We start from the raw sequence: 18384 nt of genomic DNA on the forward strand, positions 1-18384 counted from the left end.
ATGCCGGTACCTCCCAAAGCAGCTTCCAGCGCCACAGCCGCGGCCAACCGGGCCGCGTTGCAGGAGCTGGCGTTCGACGACGTAGGCGACTTCGAGGACGTCCGGCGCGGGTTCGTTGCGGAACTGCCGGACAACGGGGTGATCCGCGATGCGGCCGGCGACCTGGTGTGGGACCTGGCGTGGTTCTCGTTCGTCGAGGCGGGCGAGCCCGCCCCGGACTCGGTGCACCCCAGCCTGTGGCGGCAGTCCCAGCTGATCACCGAAGCCGGCCTCTACGAGGTGTCGGACCGGATCTACCAGGTCCGCAACCACGACCTCGCCAACGTGACGATCATCGAGGGCGACGGCGGACTGATCGTCGTGGACACCGGCTCCAAGGCCGAGTGCGCCAAGGTCGCGATGGACCTCTACTACGCGCACCGGCCCGAGAGGCTGCCGGTGGTCGCGGTGATCTACACGCACACCCACATCGACCACTACGGCGGCATCACCGGGATCGTCACCCCGGAGGAGGTCGCCTCCGGCAAGATCGCGATCCTCGCGCCCGGTGAGAACTTCGAGAAGTACGCGCTCGGCGAGAACGTGACCTGTGGCAACGTCATGTCCCGCAGGGCCGCGCACGCGTTCGGCACCCTGCTGCCGCACGGGCCGCTCGGCTTCGTCACCGACGGCGGCGGCCTGGCACTGCCGCCCACCGGCACCTTCGCCTACCTCCCGCCCACCGACACCATCACCACCACCGGTGAGCGGCGGACCCTGGCCGGGCTGGAGTTCGTCTTCCAGATGGCGCCGGACACCGAGGCCCCCGAGGAGTTCCACTTCTACATCCCCGAGCTGAAGGCGCTCACCTGCGCGGAGAACGCCAACCATTCCCTGCACAACATCCAGACGCTGCGCGGTGCCCGCACCCGGGACGCCTCGAACTTCGCCCGCTGTCTGGACGAGGCGATGGAGCTGTTCCCCGACGCCGAGGTCCACTACGGCCCGCACACCTGGCCCGTCTGGGGAAGGGACAACGTCCGGGACTTCCTCGGTTCCCAGCGTGACGCCTACAAGTACCTCCACGACCAGGCCCTGCGCCTCGCCAACCACGGACTGACCCCGATCGAGATCGCCGAACAGCTCGACCTGCCGCCGGCACTCGGCCGGGCCTGGTGGAACCGCGGCTACCACGGCACCGTGAACCACAACCTCAAGGCCGTCTATGCCAAGGAACTCGGCTGGTACGACGGCAACCCGATGCACCTGCACCCCCTGCCGCCGGCCGAGAACGCCCGACGCTACGTCGAGGCCATCGGCGGTACCGAGAGGGTCGTCGAGCTGGCCCGCGAAGCATTCGAGGCGGGCGACTACCGCTGGGTGGTGGAGCTGACCGGGCAGGCCGTGTTCGCCGACCCCGGCAACCACATCGCCCGCGGGATCCAGGCCGACGCCTACGAGCAGCTCGGCTACCAGTCCGAAGGCCCGCAGTGGCGCAACCTCTACCTCACCGTCGCGCAGGAACTGCGCGACGGCGTCCCCACCACCGGCGTCCAGAGCACCGGCAGCATCGAGACGGTCATGGCGATGCCGCTCGACCTCTTCCTCGACTTCATCGCGGTGCGCCTCAACGGTCCCAAGGCCGCCGACACCTCCCTGGCCGTCAACCTCGACCTCACCGACGGCGACCAGCCCGGCCCGCACAGCCTCCAGCTCGCCAACGGCGTCCTGCACCACCGCCCCCGCCACACCGACAACGCCGACCTGACTCTGCGCCTGGGCAAGGCACAGCTTGCCGGCGCCCTGCTCAAGCCGGGGGCCCTCGCGGCGGCCGCCGAGGCCGGTCAGATCACGGCGGACGGCGACCTCGCCGTATTCGCGACCCTGACCGGCCTGCTCGACGACTTCTCGCCCTACTTCGCCCTCACCAACTCCAACGCCTGACCGAGCGGCCACCGCGCCTGTCGAGCGTTCGTGCACGCAGCCGTGCGCGGCCAGCGATCCCGGACGGTTCGCCCAGGGCGCGTGTGCACTCATTCCTGACGGGTCTGTTGACTTCGCCCACGGTTTTTCTTCACCAGCAGGATCGAGGGTTTGCTCGGCCGCGCCCGCCCGCCGGTGCGCTGGCTCGTCGTGAACTTCGAGGCCGTCACGTACACCGACGCCACCGCGGAGTGCGCGAATCCGGGCGTGGGAGACGTCGACGGCTCGCTGCCCCTCGGGCAGCTTCTCCACCGGCCACGGCAGGGCACTCGCACTGTGCCGTCGGCGCCCTGATAGCCCTTGTCTGCCCAAACACCCGATTCGGCTCCGGACCATGCCCGTCACCGCCAAGAAACGAGTCGCGGTGAGACACACCTCGCTGCGATCATCCAGCGGTGAACGACGAACTGCCCGATGACCGGACGATCGAGCGCGTGCGCTCCGCGTCGGCGGATCCCGAAGTCGCCGTGCCGCCCCTGGAACGCCTCGTCGTAGCCGGGGAGCACGACCGCGCGGCCTCTGCCTCACTCCAGCCCGGTGCCGTCGCTCCCTCCCCTGGCCTGTGCCTCGTGTGAGCCGGTGACTGGTACACGGGGCAGTTCGGACCGGCGCCCGGCCTGCGACGGCCCCGGCATGAGTGAAGCCGTCCAGAGGTGGTAGGCCGCCAGGCGATCGGCCCACTCCTGTCTCCACACTCCCTGCGTCGCCGTCCCCCGCCGCCTGCCCCGCTCTCCTCGCGGCCGTCACCGCTTCCGCGACCACCCCCTACCCCGTAGGACACCGATGACCCCGACCTCCGGCGAACTCCTGCTGACCCGCCTCGCCCTCTCCGCCTCCCGCTCACCGCAGGCACACGCCGACTTCACCGCCCTGCTCGCCGAAGCGCCCGACACGCTCCTCCCGGTCGCCTTCCGGATCGCCCTCGAAGGCTCCGGACCCGTCGACACCGCGATCCGCGACGCCCTCGCGGCCATCGCCGCAGACCTCACCGAGACTCAGCTCGTCGGCCTCCTTGCGATCGTCCCGACCGGCACTGTGGCCCTGGCCCACACCGCAGAGACGTTCACCCGCACCCTTTTGCAGCGCCCCTGCACCGACCGGCAGCGCTCCTTGCTTCTCCGCCACCTCGGCCGCACCCTGCGGGGGCTGGGCCGGTGGGAGGAAGCGGTGCCCGTCCTGGAGGAAGCGGTGCGGATCCTGCGGGTGCCGGCCGCACAGGACCCGGATTCCCACCCGGACGACCTCGCCGATGCGCTGCACGGCCTCGGCCGAGCCCTCCTGTGTTCGGGTCGGCCGTGGAAGGAGGCGGAGCCCGTCCTGGAGGAGGCGGTGCGGATCCTGCGGGTGCCGGCCGCCGAGGACCCGGACACCCACCAGGACGACCTCGCCCATGCGCTGCACCACCTCGGCCAGACCCTGTGGCAGTCGCACCGGACGGAGGAAGCGCTGGTCATCGCTGAGGAGGCGGTGCAGCTGCGGCGGGTGCTGGCCGCCGAGGACCCGGACAAGAGCACACTTGCCCATGTGCTGCTGCATCTCGGCGATACCCTCACGACGTTGGGCGAATGCTACGAGGCAGAGACCGCCGCCGAGGAAGCGGAGGCGATCCTCAGCCCCCTGCGTGCCCAGTACCCCGACGACTACCCTTCAGAGGGCACCCTCACCTCAGCGGGCATACCCCACGCGCGAGACGTTGCAGGACCGCCGCGCATCGACCCCGCCACGTGGCCACAGGCCACATGATGACTCCAGCATGGAACGCGCAGTGAACGGGGTTCCTGGTCGGGTGGTCTTCCGGTTGTACGCACATGAGGGCAAGGCCCGACTCACCGAGCCACGGATTCGCCTTACCGGAGGCGAGGCGCTCCGGGCCGCCTCCCGCACGAGAGGCGGTCTTCCACGAGAGCACCCGCCGGGTCTCAAAGCCCGAACTTCGTTGGTACGGCAGAGCACAACCGCGGCCGCTGCCTCGCCTTCAACAAGGACATCGCCCGCGACGCCTCATCCCGTTTTCCCCGCACAGCGCTGTGCAGAACCGCCCGCGCTACGGCCTACGCAGGACTCGCTTCGCCGGATGCAGAAGGGATGGCGCAGAAGGCGCATCGCCCGGACGGTCGCCGCACTGAACCGTGGGAAAACCACCCACATCCGCTGTGCCGCAAGATTCCGCAATGCAGGCTGAGCTCGACACCGCGCTCGCTTGACGGTGAAAGCCGAAGGTGTCTTCCTTTCCACCGTCGACAGCACAGTTTCGAACTGCCGCTCGAGACCCCACGCGAAGTCGTCGCCGAACTCTCAATGCTGGTGTGCAACGTAGCCGGGCGACAGCTTGAGATTTGGCTTCCGGCCGAGGAAGACCGCCTCTTCAAGGCCGTGGTGGCCAGGCTCCTTGACTGCAGCGACGAACACCCCGTCACCGCCGGTATCGTCCCAGGATCCGTTTCGGGCTCAGCGCCCGCGCACCACAGAAGAACTGGTTCTCGCGAACAAAGCCATAGAGCTTTTTTGCGGCGCTCCCGCGTTAGTCGTGCGCGGTCTTCCCGCTCACTCGGCTGGTCGGCATGACTCCGGAAGGCTTCCACTTTTCGAACGTGATCGTTTGATCGGGTCTGGGTGGGCGTGAACTGCCCCTGGCTGCGGGAGGTATCGGGTTGTCCGTCGGCTCGTGCTCGCCGGCGGAGTTGGCTGATGCCGTCGGTGCTGCGAATGCTGCAGGCGCGGGAGAAGACGGCCCGTGAGGAGGCCGCGCGGTGGCCGAGACTCCCGTGCCGGCCACCAAGGACCGGCAAGCGCAGAGCGGGCGTGAGACCCCGGTGCCGTGGACCGGACTTCGCCTGCCGCGTAGCGAAGTTCGGCGTCCAACTGCGCGTCGGCGTCAGCGGTCCTATGCTTTTGGGGACCGAGGGCGGAGACGAGCTGGGGGCCTGTCTTGGTGAGCCCAGCAGGGCGGGGAACGTTAATTGAAGTCGACGGTCAAGCGGCTATTGGGGCGCGTGGGATTCGATATCGTGCGCACCAGCAATAACCGGGGTGGAGTGGATGACTTCATCCCGTTCGAGGCAACAATGCAAGCTGCTCGGGCAGCCGGTCTGTCGGTCGGTGACTACATCGACGAGGTGATGAACGGGACACCCGGCGCCACCCAGTCCACCATCGATGAACTACGCACTCTCGGCGTCTTCACTGATGACCCAGACACGGTGCTGGAGATCGGCCCCGGGTCCGGACGGTACCTGGAGAAGACACTGAAGGAGTGTTCACCAGGCCGCTACCAGATCTACGAGACGGCAGCGCCCTGGGCCGACTACCTGGTGGACACCTTCAGCGTGGTCGCCCAGCCGACCGCAGGATGCAGTCTCGCCCCGACCCCCGACGGCAGCATCGACCTCGTTCAGGCCCATAAAGTCTTCAACACCGTGACCTTCCTCTACGCCTCCCGCTACTTCTTCGAGATGGCACGTGTCACGCGACCCGGTGGTCGGATCGTCTTCGACGTCATGACAGAGAACTGCCTGGACCCGGCCACGGTGCGTGCCTGGGCGACGCAGGGCGGCGCGGGGCACGGCTCCTACCCTGCCGCCATACCTCGCCAGACATGCGTGGACCTCTTCGCGACCCTCGGCTGCAGCCTGGAGGCCAGCTTCCTGGCACCCATGGGCGTCGCCTCCACCGAGGTGCTTGTCTTCCAAAAGGGGGCTTGCCCCTGAGACGCCACGTATCAATCGCAGGGCTGGTCCGGTCGAACAGGGTTCCTGATCGGCTGATCGCGCCAGGGCCGACGCATGACAGCAGGGCCCCTGATGATTCGGGGCCGCGAACCAAACCGATCACCCGGAGCCCCTGTTGCCGCAGCCTTTCGCGCTCGCGTGCGTGGAGTCCGACTCGCCGTCCCTGTCGTGCGACTGCCTCGCGCACAGGTTCGGCAACGGGCGGACGGGCCGGAACGCGTGCGGTTCTACGCCTCCGACATGACGGAGGCGTAGCCGTGTCCCGCAGCGCGGCCGGGTCGTCGACGGCTCCATGACCTCGTCGGTGACCACCGTGATGGGGCGGCCGTAACGCACCCCGGCAAGGGCGAGGCCCGAATCGAGGGTGAGGCGGGGGGCTCGATGACGGGCCCGCCCGGGTGAGGTCACCGCGCCTTCGTCCACGGGGTAACCCCCATGGGGGCGAACTACGCCGATTCCGCGAGGCCGCTGCGGTGGGCGAAGACGACGAGTTGGGCTCGATCGCGGGCACCGACCTTGACCATCGCCCGGTTCACATGGGTCTTGATGGTGGCGGGGCTGAGCACGAGCTGCGCGGCGATCTCGTCGTTGGACTGGCCTGTGGCCACGAGTGTGGTGATCTGCCGCTCCCGGTCGGTGAGGGCATCCAGACCGCGGCGGGCGGTCTCGTCCATGGGCTGTGGCACGGCAGGGGAGGCGAGGAACCGGCTGATGAGGGTTCTGGTCGCGGCGGGTGACAACAACGCGTCGCCCCGGTTGACCGTGCGGATCGCGTGCAGCAACTCCTCGGCGTCGGCGCTCTTGCCGAGGAAGCCGCTGGCCCCGGCGCGCAGTGCCTCGAAGACGTAGGCGTCGATCTCGAATGTAGTGAGGATCAGAACTTTCACACCGGCGAGGTCCTCGTTCCCGGTGATCAGGCGAGTCGCCGCGAGGCCGTCAAGGACCGGCATACGGATGTCCATAAGGACCAGATCCGCCCCGGCGGCCTTGGCCAGGCGCACCGCCTCGCGTCCGTCGCCCGCCTCGCCGACCACCTCCAGGTCCGGTGCCGGTTCGATCAGGGCCTTGAATCCGGTGCGCACCAGTGGCTGGTCGTCGGCGATGACTACGCGGATGGTCACGGGCGGTTCTCCGCATCGAGGTCGAGAGGCTGGTAGGGCAGGGCAGCGCGCACCTGGAACATGCCGCTCGAGCACGGACCTGCGGTGAAGTCTCCGCCGAGAGCCAGTACGCGTTCGCGCATACCGACGATGCCGTGCCGACCGGTCGGCACGGCAGCTGAGACGGGATCGTGCCCGTCGGCCGCACGTTCACAGCGCCCCAGGTCGTCGACAGTTATGCGCAGCTCGCTGCGGGCATAGCGCAACGTCAGACGTGCTTGACGCCCGTCAGAGTGCTTGTACACGTTGGTCAGCGATTCCTGGATCAGGCGGTACGCGGTGAGATCGGTTGCGGGGGCAAGGGGGAGTGCAGCGCCTTCGACGCGTCGGTCGATGTCCAGGCCGGAGGCGCGCAGCGATGCAAGCAGTTCCTCAAGTCCGTCGAGACCCGGCGCGGGGATCGCGGTGGGAGCGACCGACTCCCCCGGCTGTCGCAGCAGAGTGACGGTGTCGCGAAGTTCTCCCAAGGCCCTGCGGCTGGCCGACTTCACGTGGCTGATGGCAACGTGTGCCGACGCCGGGTCGTTGTCGAGGACCTGACCTGCGACGTTGGACTGCACGCTGATGAGCGCGAGTTGGTGCCCCACGGCGTCGTGCAGGTCGCGGGCGATACGCAGCCGTTCCTCGGTGATCCGGCGTCGCGCGTCTTGTTCGCGCTCACGTTCGGCGCGTGCGGCGCGCTGCTCGACCTCGGCGAGGTAGGCGCGGCGATTGCGGGAGGAGTCGCCGGCCGCGATCGCCAGACCGCCGAGCGCGATGAACGCCAGGTTCTGCGGGCCGAACAGCGTCGGCTTGTGTACGGCGTGGACGACGGCCAGCGCTGCCACCGCGCCGCAGCCAAGGAAGAGACCGGGCCGTCGTTCGACGAGGTCGGCCACGGTGTACAGGGCGATGAGCGGGGCGAGCAGGATCAGCTCTCCGCTCGTACTGCCGCTCCAGGCGAGGAACACCTCCGCAGCACCCGCGCTGACAGCGAGCGCCGCCAGCGGACGCCGACGCCGCCATGCCAGCGCACCGCAGCCGAGTGCCGCGGCTACGACAGCCGCGGTCTGGTTGCCCCCAGCAGCGGAACGGCCGTCGTACGCAGTCACCAGAATCGCCGCGAACACGGCCACGGCAACCGTCGCATCCGCCAGATGCGCATGGTTGCGGACGGCACGACGCAGGTGGCCGATGGCATTCATGCCTTCACGATAGGCGCGCTCGTCCCGGCCGCCGTCGGCCGTAGGCAGCAGCCCGGACTACCGCGTACGTGGCAGACAGCCGTTTGACCACCGCAGACGCGGTAGCCGTTCCTACCGTGCCCGGCCGACGACACGCGGCGGGCCGGGACGGGAGCGTGATGACAGGCGATCACGGCGCTCGGTGGCGGGCGTCTCGGCCAAGCAGGCAACGCAATGGAAAAGGGGAGAGCCCCGATGCACACGACTTCTCTGCCGGCTCCTCATCGGAGGACAGCTCGACATCACAGGGCAGCTTCGCACCGGAGGACACGATGAGCAGCGGCATCACGGTGAACGGCCTGACCAAGCGCTACGGCGCGGTGACCGCGGTCGACCGGCTGACCTTCGAGGTCGAGCCCGGCAAGGTGACCGGGTTCCTCGGTCCCAACGGCGCCGGAAAGACCACCACGCTGCGCATGCTCCTGGGCCTGGTGACACCCACCGCGGGCCGGGCCCTGATCGACGGCCGCCGGTACGCCGAGCTGAGCGAGCCGAGGCGGGCAGTCGGCGCGGTGCTGGAGGCGACCGGGTTCCACCCCGGCCGACGTGGCCGCGACCACCTGAGGATCCTCGCCCTGGCGGCGGACATCCCGTTCTCGCGCGTGGAGAAGGTACTGGAGCGGGTCGGTCTGGCCGACGCCGCGGACCGGCGGGTCGGCGGCTACTCGCTCGGCATGCGCCAGCGCCTCGGTCTGGCCTCCGCCCTGCTCGGCGACCCGAACGTGCTCGTCCTCGACGAACCCGCCAACGGCCTGGACCCGGCCGGCATGGCCGAGCTGCGCGACCTGCTGCGCGATCTGGCAGGCGAAGGACGCACGGTCCTGATGTCCAGCCACGTCCTCAGCGAGGTCGCACAGACCGTGGACCGCGTGGTCATCGTCGCCGCCGGCACCCTGCGCTACGCCGGAACGCTGACCGAACTCACCAGCGCGAAGACGGAGACACTCGAAGCCGCGTTCCTCAGGCTCACCTCGAATCAGGACACCGACCCCGCGAGCGGCGCCGCGCCGGCGTCCGCCCACCGCTGAGCCCGCGAGGAGCGAGCCACATGAACCCCCTGATCCGCACCGAACTGCTGAAACTGCGCACTGTCCGCAGCCCTTGGCTCCTGCTCGCCGCGTCGCCTCTTCTGGTTGTGGCGGGCGCCAGCGGTCTGGCCATATCCGGCAACAGGCCGCTCGACGTGGTCGCGCAGAGCCAGGCGCTTGCGCACGTGGGCCTGGCCTCGCTGTTCACTCTCGTGTTCGGGATCCTCGCGGTCGCCGGGGAGTACCGGCACCAGACGATCACAGACACCTATCTGAGCACACCCGCACGCGGGCTCGTCATCGGCGCGAAACTCCTGGTGTACTCGGTCTTCGGCGCGCTGGCCGGGGTGGTGAGTGGCGTCGTCGGCCTCGCGGTCACGGCCGCCTGGTGGGCCGGCAAGGGTGCGTCCTTCGCCTGGGCGGACCCGGCGATGTGGACCACGATCGGCGGCGGCATCGCCTGGAACGCCGCGTTCGCCGCCATCGGCGTCGGAGTCGGCGCTCTCGTCCGCAGCCTCGTCGGCGCGATCGCCGTCGCGCTGGCCTGGGTCGCCCTCGTGGAAGGCATCGTCGGCCAGCTGATCGGCGGCCTCGCCCGCTGGCTGCCTTTCAACGCCGGCCAGGCCCTCGGCGCTGCCGCCGAGCCGATGATGGCGCGTGACCTGCTGCCACGCTGGGGTGGCGGCACCGTCCTGGTGGTTTACACCTTCGCCTTCGCGGTTCTGGCGGTCGGCACGAGCATGCGCCGCGACGTGTCGTGACCGGGCCGCTGGTCTCGGCGTTCTTGCTCGGCCTGGCCAAGTAGCCGACTGCGGCGCGAGACTGTGGAGCAGACGTGCCGTACGTCCGGCCCAATGGGCCGACCGGCAGCGTGTGTCCGGCGAACCAGGGTGCGGCCTCGGGCGGGTGATCCACGAAGGACCGCGCGTGGAGGATCGGCAGGTCGTCCACGTGGTCATTCTGGCCCGGCCCGCCGAACGGGGAACCACCCACCGCGGCGGACTGTCACGAGGCAAATGTTGTAAGCGCTCGGGTGAGTTCGGCGTCGTACTGATCGGCGTCGAAGTGAAAAGCCGGAGGACGCGCCTCATCTACGGGCACCTGCCAGTCGGACCACTCCACGGATGATCCGCAGTAGCCGCTCGCCCTCGGCGTCCTCAATCGCCCGGACCTGCACACGTTCAGCCACTGGATCATTCTGGCCGTTCTCTTCCGGACTCGGACTTCTGGCCCGCAGAGGCCGTCCGTTCTGCCGGGCTTGGCTAAGCTCTCGACCGTGTGGAGACAAGTAGTGCTGGAAGTCTTTCCCGAGGCAGGGATCCAGGAGCCCATTCGCGCATCGGCGCTTGCCGAGGCTGAGATGCGGCTCGGGCGAAGTTTGCCGGCGGAGCTCAAGCAGTTGCTTCTGGAGAGCAACGGTGTGACCGGCCGCACCCACGTCGACACTGTCTGGACTGTCGACCAGATCGTCGAGCGGAACCTCGTCTTCTGGTCTGACGAATCCTTCACTCAGCTCTATATGTCCTTCGATGCCTTCTTGTTCTTCGGGGACAACGGGGGCGGTGACCAGTTCGCCTTCGTGCAGAAGCCGGAGCGTGCGGACGTGTTCGTCTGGGAGCACGAGAGTGACAGTCGCCGATGGGTGGCCAGGGACCTGCGGGACTACCTCGGTCGTTCGCTACGTACTGGCGGAGACGACTGGTATCAGCAGTGGTAGGCAACCCATCGATCGCGTGATCCCAAGGCAGTGAGGTCACGGTCTTGCGGGTCTGATGCACGATCGGGTGACATCTTGACCTGCCCCAGACCCCGAGCTCATCGCCGCCGTCGGTCCCGCAAGGTCCCGGATACTGGAGCGGTGACCGATCTCTCCTGGAGCAGGTGTTGCCTCTGGTGCGCGATCTCCGCATCGAGTGGGTGGCCTGCCCAGAGGAGAGCGGGGTGCTTGTTCTGTGCATACCGCCGCAGCCTTCGACGGACAAACCATTCGTGGTTTCTGCCACGGATCCGAAGGGGCGCAAAGGTGTGGCTGTCCCTGTACGGTCCCGGGACGACACGACCTGGCTTGATGAGGAAGGCGCCGCTGTCGCGGTCGCCGAACAACACCCACCGGTCTCGCCGGGACGGGTGGAACCTGCCGAAGTACCGGTCCACGACCCAGTACCTCGACTTGTTGCGGTGACGACGCCTGGCCTATTTGAAGGTCAGCCGCCACGTGCAGTGATCCAGCGACGAGAACGTCGTCGTGGATGCCACCGTCCGGTAGTAGGCCGCCCAACCGCGAACGATCGGGATCAGCCTGCGCAACACAGCCTCGGCATTGGCCCCGTGCAGGGTCTTCACCTCGGTCCGTAAGCGCGCCCGGAGCCTCGCGCGACCTGGCGCAACGGCAACGACGAGCTGATCTGGGACCCGACCGCCGAGAACCCGAAGCCCTTCAACCGGACGGTGACCTACGGGCATCTGGACCCGGTGGTCCAGTCGGAGAGGGCTACTCGTGCACCTGATCGTGGAGGATTCATGGACATCCGTGCCGTAGTGAGCGGCTTCCCCAATGCGGAGCCGCTTCCCGGCCCGGCGGACGCCTGGCACTGGTCACCCGCTCCGGGGATCGACTTCGCGGGCGCGCTCTCCGCGGACGGCCGGCGGCTGCTCCAGCTCAGTGCCCGCAATTCGTACGACCAGGAACTGGCTGTCGCCACACTGGAGTTCGCGCGGGAGCACGAGGAGGGCATCTTCGCGGGCCGTCCCCATCTGGGCACGGCCGGCGGATTCGCGGCGCCCGGGGAAGACGGTTCGACGTGGTGGCGGGGGTGGGGCCGCAGGTGCACGGCTTCTACCGGGTCGAGAATCCCGACCTCGCTCCACACGTCCGCCTGACGTTTCCCGCCCATTCCTGCGAGTTCTCCGGAGACGAGACCCTCGAAGAGGCCGTCTCCCGGTACCGCACGCTCAAGATGAACAACTTCGACCGCGAGCCTCTCCCCTTTCTCAAGATGCGCTACACCAATACGCGCACCCGGGGCCGGAGCGGCAACCCCGGACGCGGCCTTACCGAACCGAAGCGCCTGCTGGAGGAGCTTCGGCTGATGGAGGGCGGTGAGGGCAGCTTCGTCGAGTTCGAGAACCGTCACGGCAAGGTGTGGCGGGTCGAGTGGCACGGAGCGTGGTTCATCCAGGGGTACGAGCACGCGCACAGCCCCGGCGAGGGGCGGCGCACGTGCGGGCAGGTGAGGAGGGAAAGGGGTGTCGGATCGGATCACGACGCCCCTCGGTTCGCGGACGAGCGCGTCAGAAGGACGCGGGCGCTTCCGCGCAGCGCGGCGCACGACGGAGCGGCCGAGCGGGACTCGGCGGCCGGTCGAAGAGGAGCCAGGCGCTGTTCACAGGCTCCATCGAAGCGGTTCCGCAGACCTCGGGCAAGCCGGAAGCCCGTTCTCTGATGTGCTTCTGACGTGCGCATACGCGTCCTTGACGGCCGGGGCGCGGGAGTGTGCGCGGCTCAGCCAAGACCCGGCACCCCGGAGATCGATCAGGTCGATCAGTTCGATGCCGACGAAGGGCAGGACGAGCCCGCCGAGGCCGTACAGCATCAGGTTGCGCCGGGCAGGTCGTGCCGGTACGGGAACCGGTGGCCGCCGGGCTCTGCGGTGCCTGGGCTGCTGTGCGCCGCCGCTACTGGGCCACCCTGCCCGCGCGGCTGCGTCTCCTGCGTATGACCACGGTCTCGCTCGCCGTCGCCCTGGCCCTGCTGCTCGTGTCGGCCGGGCTCGCCGCCATCAGTACCTGGGACGCCGTCGCGGGACGGGACGCGCCCCGCACCACCAGCGCCGCCGACCTCGACCTCGCCCTGAACGACATGGACGCGCAGGCCGCCACCATCCTTCTGTCCAGCGGCAACGCGGGCCAAGGGCGCCTGGCGACGCCGTACGCGAAGGCGGTCGGCTTCTACGGGGACGCCCGCCGCACCATCGGCCACGACCTGCGCACGCTCGCCGTCGCCGCCCAGGGCGACCGCATCGACGAGCACACCGTGGAGTCCCTGACCGACGACTTCGCCGAGTACCAGGAACTCATAGGCCGCGCCCTGGAGAACGACGGCCGCACCGGGGGCAAGCCGGCCGCCCTCGTGGACTACCGCAAGGCCACCGACCTGCTACGGAATCAACTCCTCCCAGACGCGCGGAAGCTGGTGGACTCCAACGACAGCGCGTTCAACACGCGGTACGCACAGGCCCGTTCGGCCCTCGCCACCCAACTCGTCGTCGCCACCGCCCTCGGCGTACTGTTCCTCGTCTCCCTCGGCGTCCTCCAGTGGTACCTGGCCCGCCGTTTCCACCGGATCCTCAACCCCGGCGTCCTGGCCGCCACCGCCTGCGCGCTGCTTGCCCTCCTGCTGGGCATCCAGGCACTGTCGGCCACCGCCGAGCAGCTGCGCGGGGCACGGCGTGACGCGTTCGACTCCGTCGTCGCGCTCTCGCGCGCCCGGGCGATCGCGTACGACGCGAACGCCGACGAGAGCCGCTATCTCCTCGACCCCGGGCGCCGGGAGCGGTACGCGCAGACCTTCTTCACCAAGTCGCAGGCGCTGTACGGGCTCAAGGACGCGACCCCCGCCACGTACGACGACGAGCTCGCCACGACCTGGCGGGCATACCGTTCCGACCACGGTGACCTGCGCTTCACCGGCGAGTTCCGGCGAGAACTCGACAACGTCACCTTCGACGGAGAGCGAACCGCGGCGGAGCAGACGGTCGAGACGTACGCCGTGTACCAACGCGACGACCGCAAGATCCGCGCCCTGCTCACGCGGGGAAAGGAACGCGAGGCCGTCGCGTTCTGCATGGGCTGGCAGGCAGGCACGTCCAACGCGCACTTCGGGGCGTGGATGACGGCGCTGGACAAGGTGACCGACATCAACCGCCGGCACTTCACCGCCTCGGTCCGGGCTGGCCGGTCCTCAGTGGGGGATCTGCTGCCGGGGGCCCTGGGAGCCTTGGCCTCGGTGGCCGCGCTCACCGCCCTCGGGCTGCGGCCACGGCTCACCGAGTTCCGCTGAGGCGCTGGGAGCGTTCGGCGGTGACGCAGGGACACCCCCTGACGGTCGCCCGCCCCACGATCGACTGCCTGCGCTCGGCCTCAATCGCTGGGCAGTCCGTGGGCGTCCGCCAGCCGTGCCTCCTCCAGGTCCAGCGAGCGTTGCAGCCGGCGGCGGGTCAGGTCGCTGATGTCGTGTCGGTCGTAGAGGCGCTGGAGTTCGGCCTCCTCCACCGTGATCAGGTCGCGTCGCAGCTGGCGGTAGGTGAGGTCGGCGGATTCCGTCGGAGTGCCGTCGCCGTCGGCCTGCCCGAGCCGATCGCTCGCGTCGTCCAGGCGGGCCGTCAGGCCGCGGCGAAGCCGGTCGAGGACGACGTCGGGGACGGCTTCCAGTTCGGATATCTCGTCCAGTCGGCTCAGGCCCGCGTTGGCCAGGCTGCAGCGGGCCCGAGCCTCCTCGCGTTCGGTGTGGTCGGGTTCGAGGGCGATGCCCGAACGGCGGACGACGGGAGCCAGGGTGAAGCCCTGGACGACGAGGGTGACGACCACGACCGAGGTGGTCAGGACGAGGACGAGCGGGCGTTCCGAGAGCGTCGACCCGTCCTCCATGGTCACCGGGATGGACAGGGCGGCGGCCAGCGGGACCACACCACGGGTGCCGGCCCAGGTCAGGACCACCGGCACCCGCCAGTTCATCCGCTGGATCCCGCCCTTGCGCTGCACCACGGCGGACAGCGGCGCCAGCCACAACAGGCGCATGGCGATGAGCGTGGCGGCGACGGCGAGCGCGTACAGGGGCCAGGCGCCATCGGCGTCGGACAGCGCCCGCACCTGTGCCGGCAGGGCGAGCCCGATCAGGCTGAAGACGACGCTCTCCAGCAGGAAGACCACCGTGCCGTAGACGGCGTGGAGCTGGAGGCGGATGCGGGCGTTGGTGAGGCCGTCGCCCCGTCCGCCCAGGACGACTCCGGCGACCACCACCGAGGTGACGCCCGAGGCGTGCGCGGCCTCGGCCAGGACGTACGCCGCGTAGGGCGTGACCAGCGCGATCACCGTCTCCAGGACCGGGTCCTCCGTGCGCCGCCGGATCAGCGTCACCACGCCCGCGACCGCGGCACCGATGATCATGCCGCCCCCTGCCAGCAGCGCGAACTCTCCCGCTGCCGAACCCCAGCCGGCCGCCGCCGAAGCCACGGCGACGCTCACCGCGACCCGGAAGAGGACGAGGGAGGTCGCGTCGTTGAAGAGGCTCTCGGCCTGCACCAGCACCTGCACCCTGGGCGGCAGCGCCAGCCGTCGGCCGAGCGCGGTCACCGCCACCGGGTCGGTGCTCGCCAGCACGGCTCCCAGCACGAACGCCATCTGCCACGACAGCGGCGTGACCAGGGAGGCGACCGCCCCGACGGCGGCCGCCGAGGCCAGGACCAGGCCTGTCGACAGGACTCCGACCGGTTTCCACACGGCACGCAGGTCGCGCCAGGGGAGGTCTTCGGCGCTCGCGTACAGAAGGGGTGGCAGGACGACGAGGCCGATGATCTCGGGGCTGATCTGGATCTCCGGGGTGCCCGGCAGCAGGGCGACGGCGAGGCCCGCGATCACGAGCAGGGAGGGTGCGGGGATACGCCAATGGCGAGCGAAGGTGGCCACCACGGTGGCGAGGACCACGAGAGCCAGGACTGTCCCTACCGCGCGCATGGCATGCCTTTGCTCATGAGGAGGAGACCTTCTGGCTCCCCGCCGACCAGACTTCCCGGCACACCGCTTTCACCCTATCGGGCCGGCGCCCGTCAAAGCGGTGTCAACGTCCACGGGACCGGCGCCAAGGATGCGTCAGGGAGCGCGCCGGGCGACGCGCACAACAGGTTCGGTAGGGGAAGCAACACTTCCCTGCGGGGAATCGATCGTCAGTGAGTGGAGCACGTCGGCTGCGATGAGTGACGTACGGACCGATATGAGCGACGTACGGACCGGCGGGGGCGAGGTACGGCCCGTCGCGGTGGGCGTACCCCCTGGTGTGGGCGAGGTACGGCCCGGACGGCTGAAGGTCTACCTCGGCGCCGCCCCCGGGGTCGGCAAGACCTACCGCATGCTCGACGAGGGGCGACGCCGGGCGGCACGCGGCGTGGATGTGGTGGTGGGATTCGTGGAGTGCCACGGGCGCCCCGGCACGGAGAGGATGCTCGACGGCCTGGAGGTCGTCGGGCGTGCGCCCTGCTCCTGTCGCGGCGCTCGGCGCGGGCCACGGCGGAGGCGGAGACGATGTCCTCGCTCGCCGGCAGCATCGTGCGGGGCGGAGCGACGATCCCGGCGCTGGTGGAACGGACCCGTGAGACCTTCGGCATGGACTCCGTGGAGCTGGTGGACGAGCCGCCCGGAGACGACGGCGCGACGGTCGTGCCCGCGGGACCCGGCGCCTTCCTGGTCCTGCGCGGTCGCACACTTCCGTCGTCGGAGCGGCGCGTCCTCGCCGCGTTCGCCGCGCACGTGGGATCGGCCGTCGAACGGGCCAGGCTCGCCGAGGCCGCCGCCGAGGTCGAACCGGTCAAGGCCGCCGACCGGATGCGTACGGCGCTGCTGCGGGCGGTCGGTCACGACCTGCGTACGCCTCTCGCGGCGGGCTGGGCAGCGGTCTCCTCGCTGCGCAGCCGGGACGTCGACTTCTCCGACGAGGACCAGGACGAACTCCTCGCCACCGCGGACGAGTCCATGGCGAAACTGAACCGTCTGGTGGAGAACCTCCTCGATCTCAGCCGCCTCCAGGCAGGCGTCCTCACCCTCAATCTGCGCGCCACCACGCTGGAGGAGATCCTGCCGGCCGCGCTGGCGGACACCCCCGAGGTCGAGGTGGCGGACCTGGAGGAGGTTCCGGCCGTGCTGGCCGACCCGCCCCTGCTGGAGCGGGTGATCGCCAACCTCGTAGCCAACGCCGCCCGGCACAGCCCGGTGGACCGCCAGGTGCTGCTGACCGCCAGCGCGCACGCGGGCCGCGTCGAAGTGCGTGTCGTCGACCGCGGGCCCGGCCTGCCGGCCACCGAACGCGACCGGCTCTTCGAACCCTTCCAGCGACAGGGCGACACCGACAACACCACCGGCCTCGGGCTGGGCCTGGCCCTGTCCCGGGGGCTGACGGAGGCGATGGACGGCACGCTCACCCCGGAGGACACCCCTGGCGGCGGTCTGACGATGGTCCTGTCGCTGCCCGTCGCCGAGCGGGCGGAGCAACACGGAGACACGCGGAGCGTAGGAGGCGGCGTATGAGCAGCACCGAACACGGCACACCAGGACTCGTGAGCGCCAGGACACGGGCGCTCGGAGCCGTCGTGACGAGCGCAGGAGGTGACGGCGTGATGACCGGATATCCGATGAGGGACCGGCTCGCCCTGGTGGCGGGTCTCCTGGGCCCGTTCCTGGTGGCACTCGCCCTCGTGCCCTTCCGAACGGATCTGTCGCGTACCAACGCGGCGCTGATCCTGGTCGTGGTGGTCGCCGCGGTCGCGGCGATCGGCAGCCGTGCGGCGGGGGTGCTCGCGGCGCTGTCGGCGGCGGCCTGGTTCGACTTCTTCCTCACCCGTCCCTACCAGACCTTCGACATCACCGCGTCCTCGGACATCGAGACGGCGGTCCTGCTGCTGATCGTCGGCCTGATCGTGTCCCAGCTCGCGGCCCGCGCCCGCCGCCTCGAAGTGATCACCGTGACGGACGCGGGATACCTGGCCCGGATCCACGAGACGGCCGAGCTCGCCCAGTCCGCGAAGTCCTCGGACACCGTGGTCGACCACGTCCGCCGGGAGCTGACCGAACTCCTCGGCCTGCGTGGCTGCCGCTTCGAGTACGGCACCCTGTTGGGGCAGCCGCCGCGCCTGGAACAGGACGGCAACGTGGCGGTCGGGCGGCGGCACTGGGATCTCGACGCGAGCGGCTGGCCGGACGGTGAGACCGAGCTGCGTACCCACGGCAACGGCCGCTACCTGGGCCACTTCATGCTCACCCCCGGCCCGGGCCCCGTACCGCCGCTCCAGGCACGCCTGGTCGCGGTCACCCTCGCCGACCGGACGGGTGCGGCTCTCGACACGGCGGGGCCGGTGAGGGACGGCTGATGGAGGCGTACGGGACGAGATGACAGACCCATACGGAACGTTGACGCCGAACCGGTGTCTCCCCGGAACTGGTCCCGTCCATGCTGCCGTTCTTGACTGATGTGACGTCAACTCTCCATACACATACGGAACTTGGCCTCCGTTCCCAG

General features: G+C 69.6%; 15 protein-coding genes and 3 pseudogenes. 13 read left to right on the forward strand and 5 right to left on the reverse strand.

The features are described 5' to 3' along the window. The gene (locus ACFYW8_RS04260) at positions 1–1923 is read left to right on the forward strand and encodes an alkyl/aryl-sulfatase (RefSeq protein WP_389067650.1); all 1923 of its coding nucleotides are present in this window, start codon (positions 1–3) and stop codon (positions 1921–1923) included. A 228-nt stretch (positions 1924–2151) separates the two neighbouring features. On the opposite strand, the pseudogene ACFYW8_RS04265 reads toward ACFYW8_RS04260, so the two are convergent. Continuing rightward, a pseudogene (locus ACFYW8_RS04265) lies at positions 2152–2273 on the reverse strand (IS5/IS1182 family transposase); the annotation flags it as partial. A gap of 84 nt (positions 2274–2357) precedes the next feature. On the opposite strand from ACFYW8_RS04265, the gene ACFYW8_RS04270 reads away from it, so the two are divergent. The 3 genes from ACFYW8_RS04270 (at position 2358) to ACFYW8_RS04280 (ending at position 5669) form a co-directional block, all read left to right on the forward strand. Next, entirely contained in the window at positions 2358–2537 is a 180-nt protein-coding gene (locus ACFYW8_RS04270; protein ID WP_389067652.1) for a hypothetical protein, read from the forward strand. Positions 2538–2745: 208 nt separating this feature from the next. Beyond that, entirely contained in the window at positions 2746–3705 is a 960-nt protein-coding gene (locus ACFYW8_RS04275; RefSeq protein ID WP_389067655.1) for a tetratricopeptide repeat protein, read from the forward strand. A gap of 1217 nt (positions 3706–4922) precedes the next feature. Then, the gene (locus ACFYW8_RS04280) at positions 4923–5669 is read left to right on the forward strand and encodes a methyltransferase domain-containing protein (protein WP_389067659.1); all 747 of its coding nucleotides are present in this window, start codon (positions 4923–4925) and stop codon (positions 5667–5669) included. Positions 5670–6136: 467 nt separating this feature from the next. Here the strand turns inward: ACFYW8_RS04280 and ACFYW8_RS04285 are convergent, their stop codons facing one another. Next, positions 6137–6811, reverse strand: a complete 675-nt coding sequence (locus tag ACFYW8_RS04285) for a response regulator (protein ID WP_389067661.1) — start codon at positions 6809–6811, stop codon at positions 6137–6139. Next, on the reverse strand, positions 6808–8034 hold the full coding sequence (locus ACFYW8_RS04290) for a sensor histidine kinase (protein ID WP_389067664.1): 1227 nt from the start codon (positions 8032–8034) through the stop codon (positions 6808–6810). The genes ACFYW8_RS04285 and ACFYW8_RS04290 overlap by 4 nt, the downstream gene beginning before the upstream one ends. A 311-nt stretch (positions 8035–8345) precedes the next feature. Between ACFYW8_RS04290 and ACFYW8_RS04295 the strand changes: the two genes are divergently transcribed. From ACFYW8_RS04295 to ACFYW8_RS04305, 3 genes are all read left to right on the forward strand, one after another. Further along, positions 8346–9101 carry an ABC transporter ATP-binding protein gene (locus tag ACFYW8_RS04295; protein WP_365875492.1) on the forward strand — a complete coding sequence of 252 codons (756 nt, stop codon included), beginning with the start codon at positions 8346–8348 and terminating at the stop codon, positions 9099–9101. 20 nt (positions 9102–9121) lie between these two features. Beyond that, on the forward strand, positions 9122–9862 hold the full coding sequence (locus ACFYW8_RS04300; protein ID WP_389067669.1) for a hypothetical protein: 741 nt from the start codon (positions 9122–9124) through the stop codon (positions 9860–9862). A gap of 530 nt (positions 9863–10392) precedes the next feature. After that, entirely contained in the window at positions 10393–10818 is a 426-nt protein-coding gene (locus ACFYW8_RS04305) for an SMI1/KNR4 family protein (RefSeq protein WP_389067672.1), read from the forward strand. 476 nt (positions 10819–11294) lie between these two features. Here ACFYW8_RS04305 and ACFYW8_RS04310 read toward each other — a convergent pair whose 3' ends face one another. Then, positions 11295–11564 (reverse strand): group II intron maturase-specific domain-containing protein, encoded by a 270-nt coding sequence (locus tag ACFYW8_RS04310; RefSeq protein WP_389067674.1) that lies wholly within the window; start codon positions 11562–11564, stop codon positions 11295–11297. Positions 11565–11621: 57 nt separating this feature from the next. Here ACFYW8_RS04310 and ACFYW8_RS04315 point away from each other — a divergent pair, with 57 nt between their 5' ends. From ACFYW8_RS04315 to ACFYW8_RS04325, 3 genes are all read left to right on the forward strand, one after another. Then, on the forward strand, positions 11622–11981 hold the full coding sequence (locus ACFYW8_RS04315; protein ID WP_389067676.1) for a hypothetical protein: 360 nt from the start codon (positions 11622–11624) through the stop codon (positions 11979–11981). Continuing rightward, entirely contained in the window at positions 11915–12544 is a 630-nt protein-coding gene (locus ACFYW8_RS04320) for a hypothetical protein (protein ID WP_389067679.1), read from the forward strand. The genes ACFYW8_RS04315 and ACFYW8_RS04320 overlap by 67 nt, the downstream gene beginning before the upstream one ends. A gap of 170 nt (positions 12545–12714) precedes the next feature. Beyond that, the gene (locus ACFYW8_RS04325; RefSeq protein WP_389067682.1) at positions 12715–14160 is read left to right on the forward strand and encodes a hypothetical protein; all 1446 of its coding nucleotides are present in this window, start codon (positions 12715–12717) and stop codon (positions 14158–14160) included. A gap of 80 nt (positions 14161–14240) precedes the next feature. Here ACFYW8_RS04325 and ACFYW8_RS04330 read toward each other — a convergent pair whose 3' ends face one another. Next, the gene (locus tag ACFYW8_RS04330; protein ID WP_389067685.1) at positions 14241–15833 is read right to left on the reverse strand and encodes a Na+/H+ antiporter; all 1593 of its coding nucleotides are present in this window, start codon (positions 15831–15833) and stop codon (positions 14241–14243) included. A 391-nt stretch (positions 15834–16224) separates the two neighbouring features. Between ACFYW8_RS04330 and ACFYW8_RS04335 the strand changes: the two are divergent. From ACFYW8_RS04335 to ACFYW8_RS04345, 3 genes and pseudogenes are all read left to right on the forward strand, one after another. After that, positions 16225–16305, forward strand: a pseudogene (locus ACFYW8_RS04335) (hypothetical protein); the annotation flags it as partial. Between the two features lie 41 nt (positions 16306–16346). Next, positions 16347–17396 (forward strand): annotated as a pseudogene (locus ACFYW8_RS04340) (sensor histidine kinase); the annotation flags it as partial. Continuing rightward, positions 17393–18235, forward strand: coding sequence for a DUF4118 domain-containing protein (locus ACFYW8_RS04345; protein WP_389067688.1), 843 nt, complete (start codon positions 17393–17395; stop codon positions 18233–18235). The pseudogene ACFYW8_RS04340 and the gene ACFYW8_RS04345, both read left to right, overlap by 4 nt. Positions 18236–18384 lie beyond the last annotated feature (149 nt).

This window comes from Streptomyces sp. NPDC002742, assembly GCF_042888885.1.
Taxonomy (GTDB): Bacteria; Actinomycetota; Actinomycetes; order Streptomycetales; family Streptomycetaceae; genus Streptomyces.

Excerpts from the sequence above, each read along its gene's own strand:
- ACFYW8_RS04345 (WP_389067688.1), top strand. The coding sequence starts at position 17,393 with ATGAGCAGCACCGAACACGGCACACCAGGACTCGTGAGCGCCAGGACA.
- ACFYW8_RS04260 (WP_389067650.1), top strand. The coding sequence starts at position 1 with ATGCCGGTACCTCCCAAAGCAGCTTCCAGCGCCACAGCCGCGGCCAAC.
- ACFYW8_RS04300 (WP_389067669.1), top strand. The coding sequence starts at position 9,122 with ATGAACCCCCTGATCCGCACCGAACTGCTGAAACTGCGCACTGTCCGC.
- ACFYW8_RS04290 (WP_389067664.1), bottom strand. The coding sequence starts at position 8,034 with ATGAATGCCATCGGCCACCTGCGTCGTGCCGTCCGCAACCATGCGCAT.
- ACFYW8_RS04330 (WP_389067685.1), bottom strand. The coding sequence starts at position 15,833 with ATGCGCGCGGTAGGGACAGTCCTGGCTCTCGTGGTCCTCGCCACCGTG.
- ACFYW8_RS04315 (WP_389067676.1), top strand. The coding sequence starts at position 11,622 with ATGGACATCCGTGCCGTAGTGAGCGGCTTCCCCAATGCGGAGCCGCTT.
- ACFYW8_RS04275 (WP_389067655.1), top strand. The coding sequence starts at position 2,746 with ATGACCCCGACCTCCGGCGAACTCCTGCTGACCCGCCTCGCCCTCTCC.
- ACFYW8_RS04310 (WP_389067674.1), bottom strand. The coding sequence starts at position 11,564 with ATGCCCGTAGGTCACCGTCCGGTTGAAGGGCTTCGGGTTCTCGGCGGT.
- ACFYW8_RS04295 (WP_365875492.1), top strand. The coding sequence starts at position 8,346 with ATGAGCAGCGGCATCACGGTGAACGGCCTGACCAAGCGCTACGGCGCG.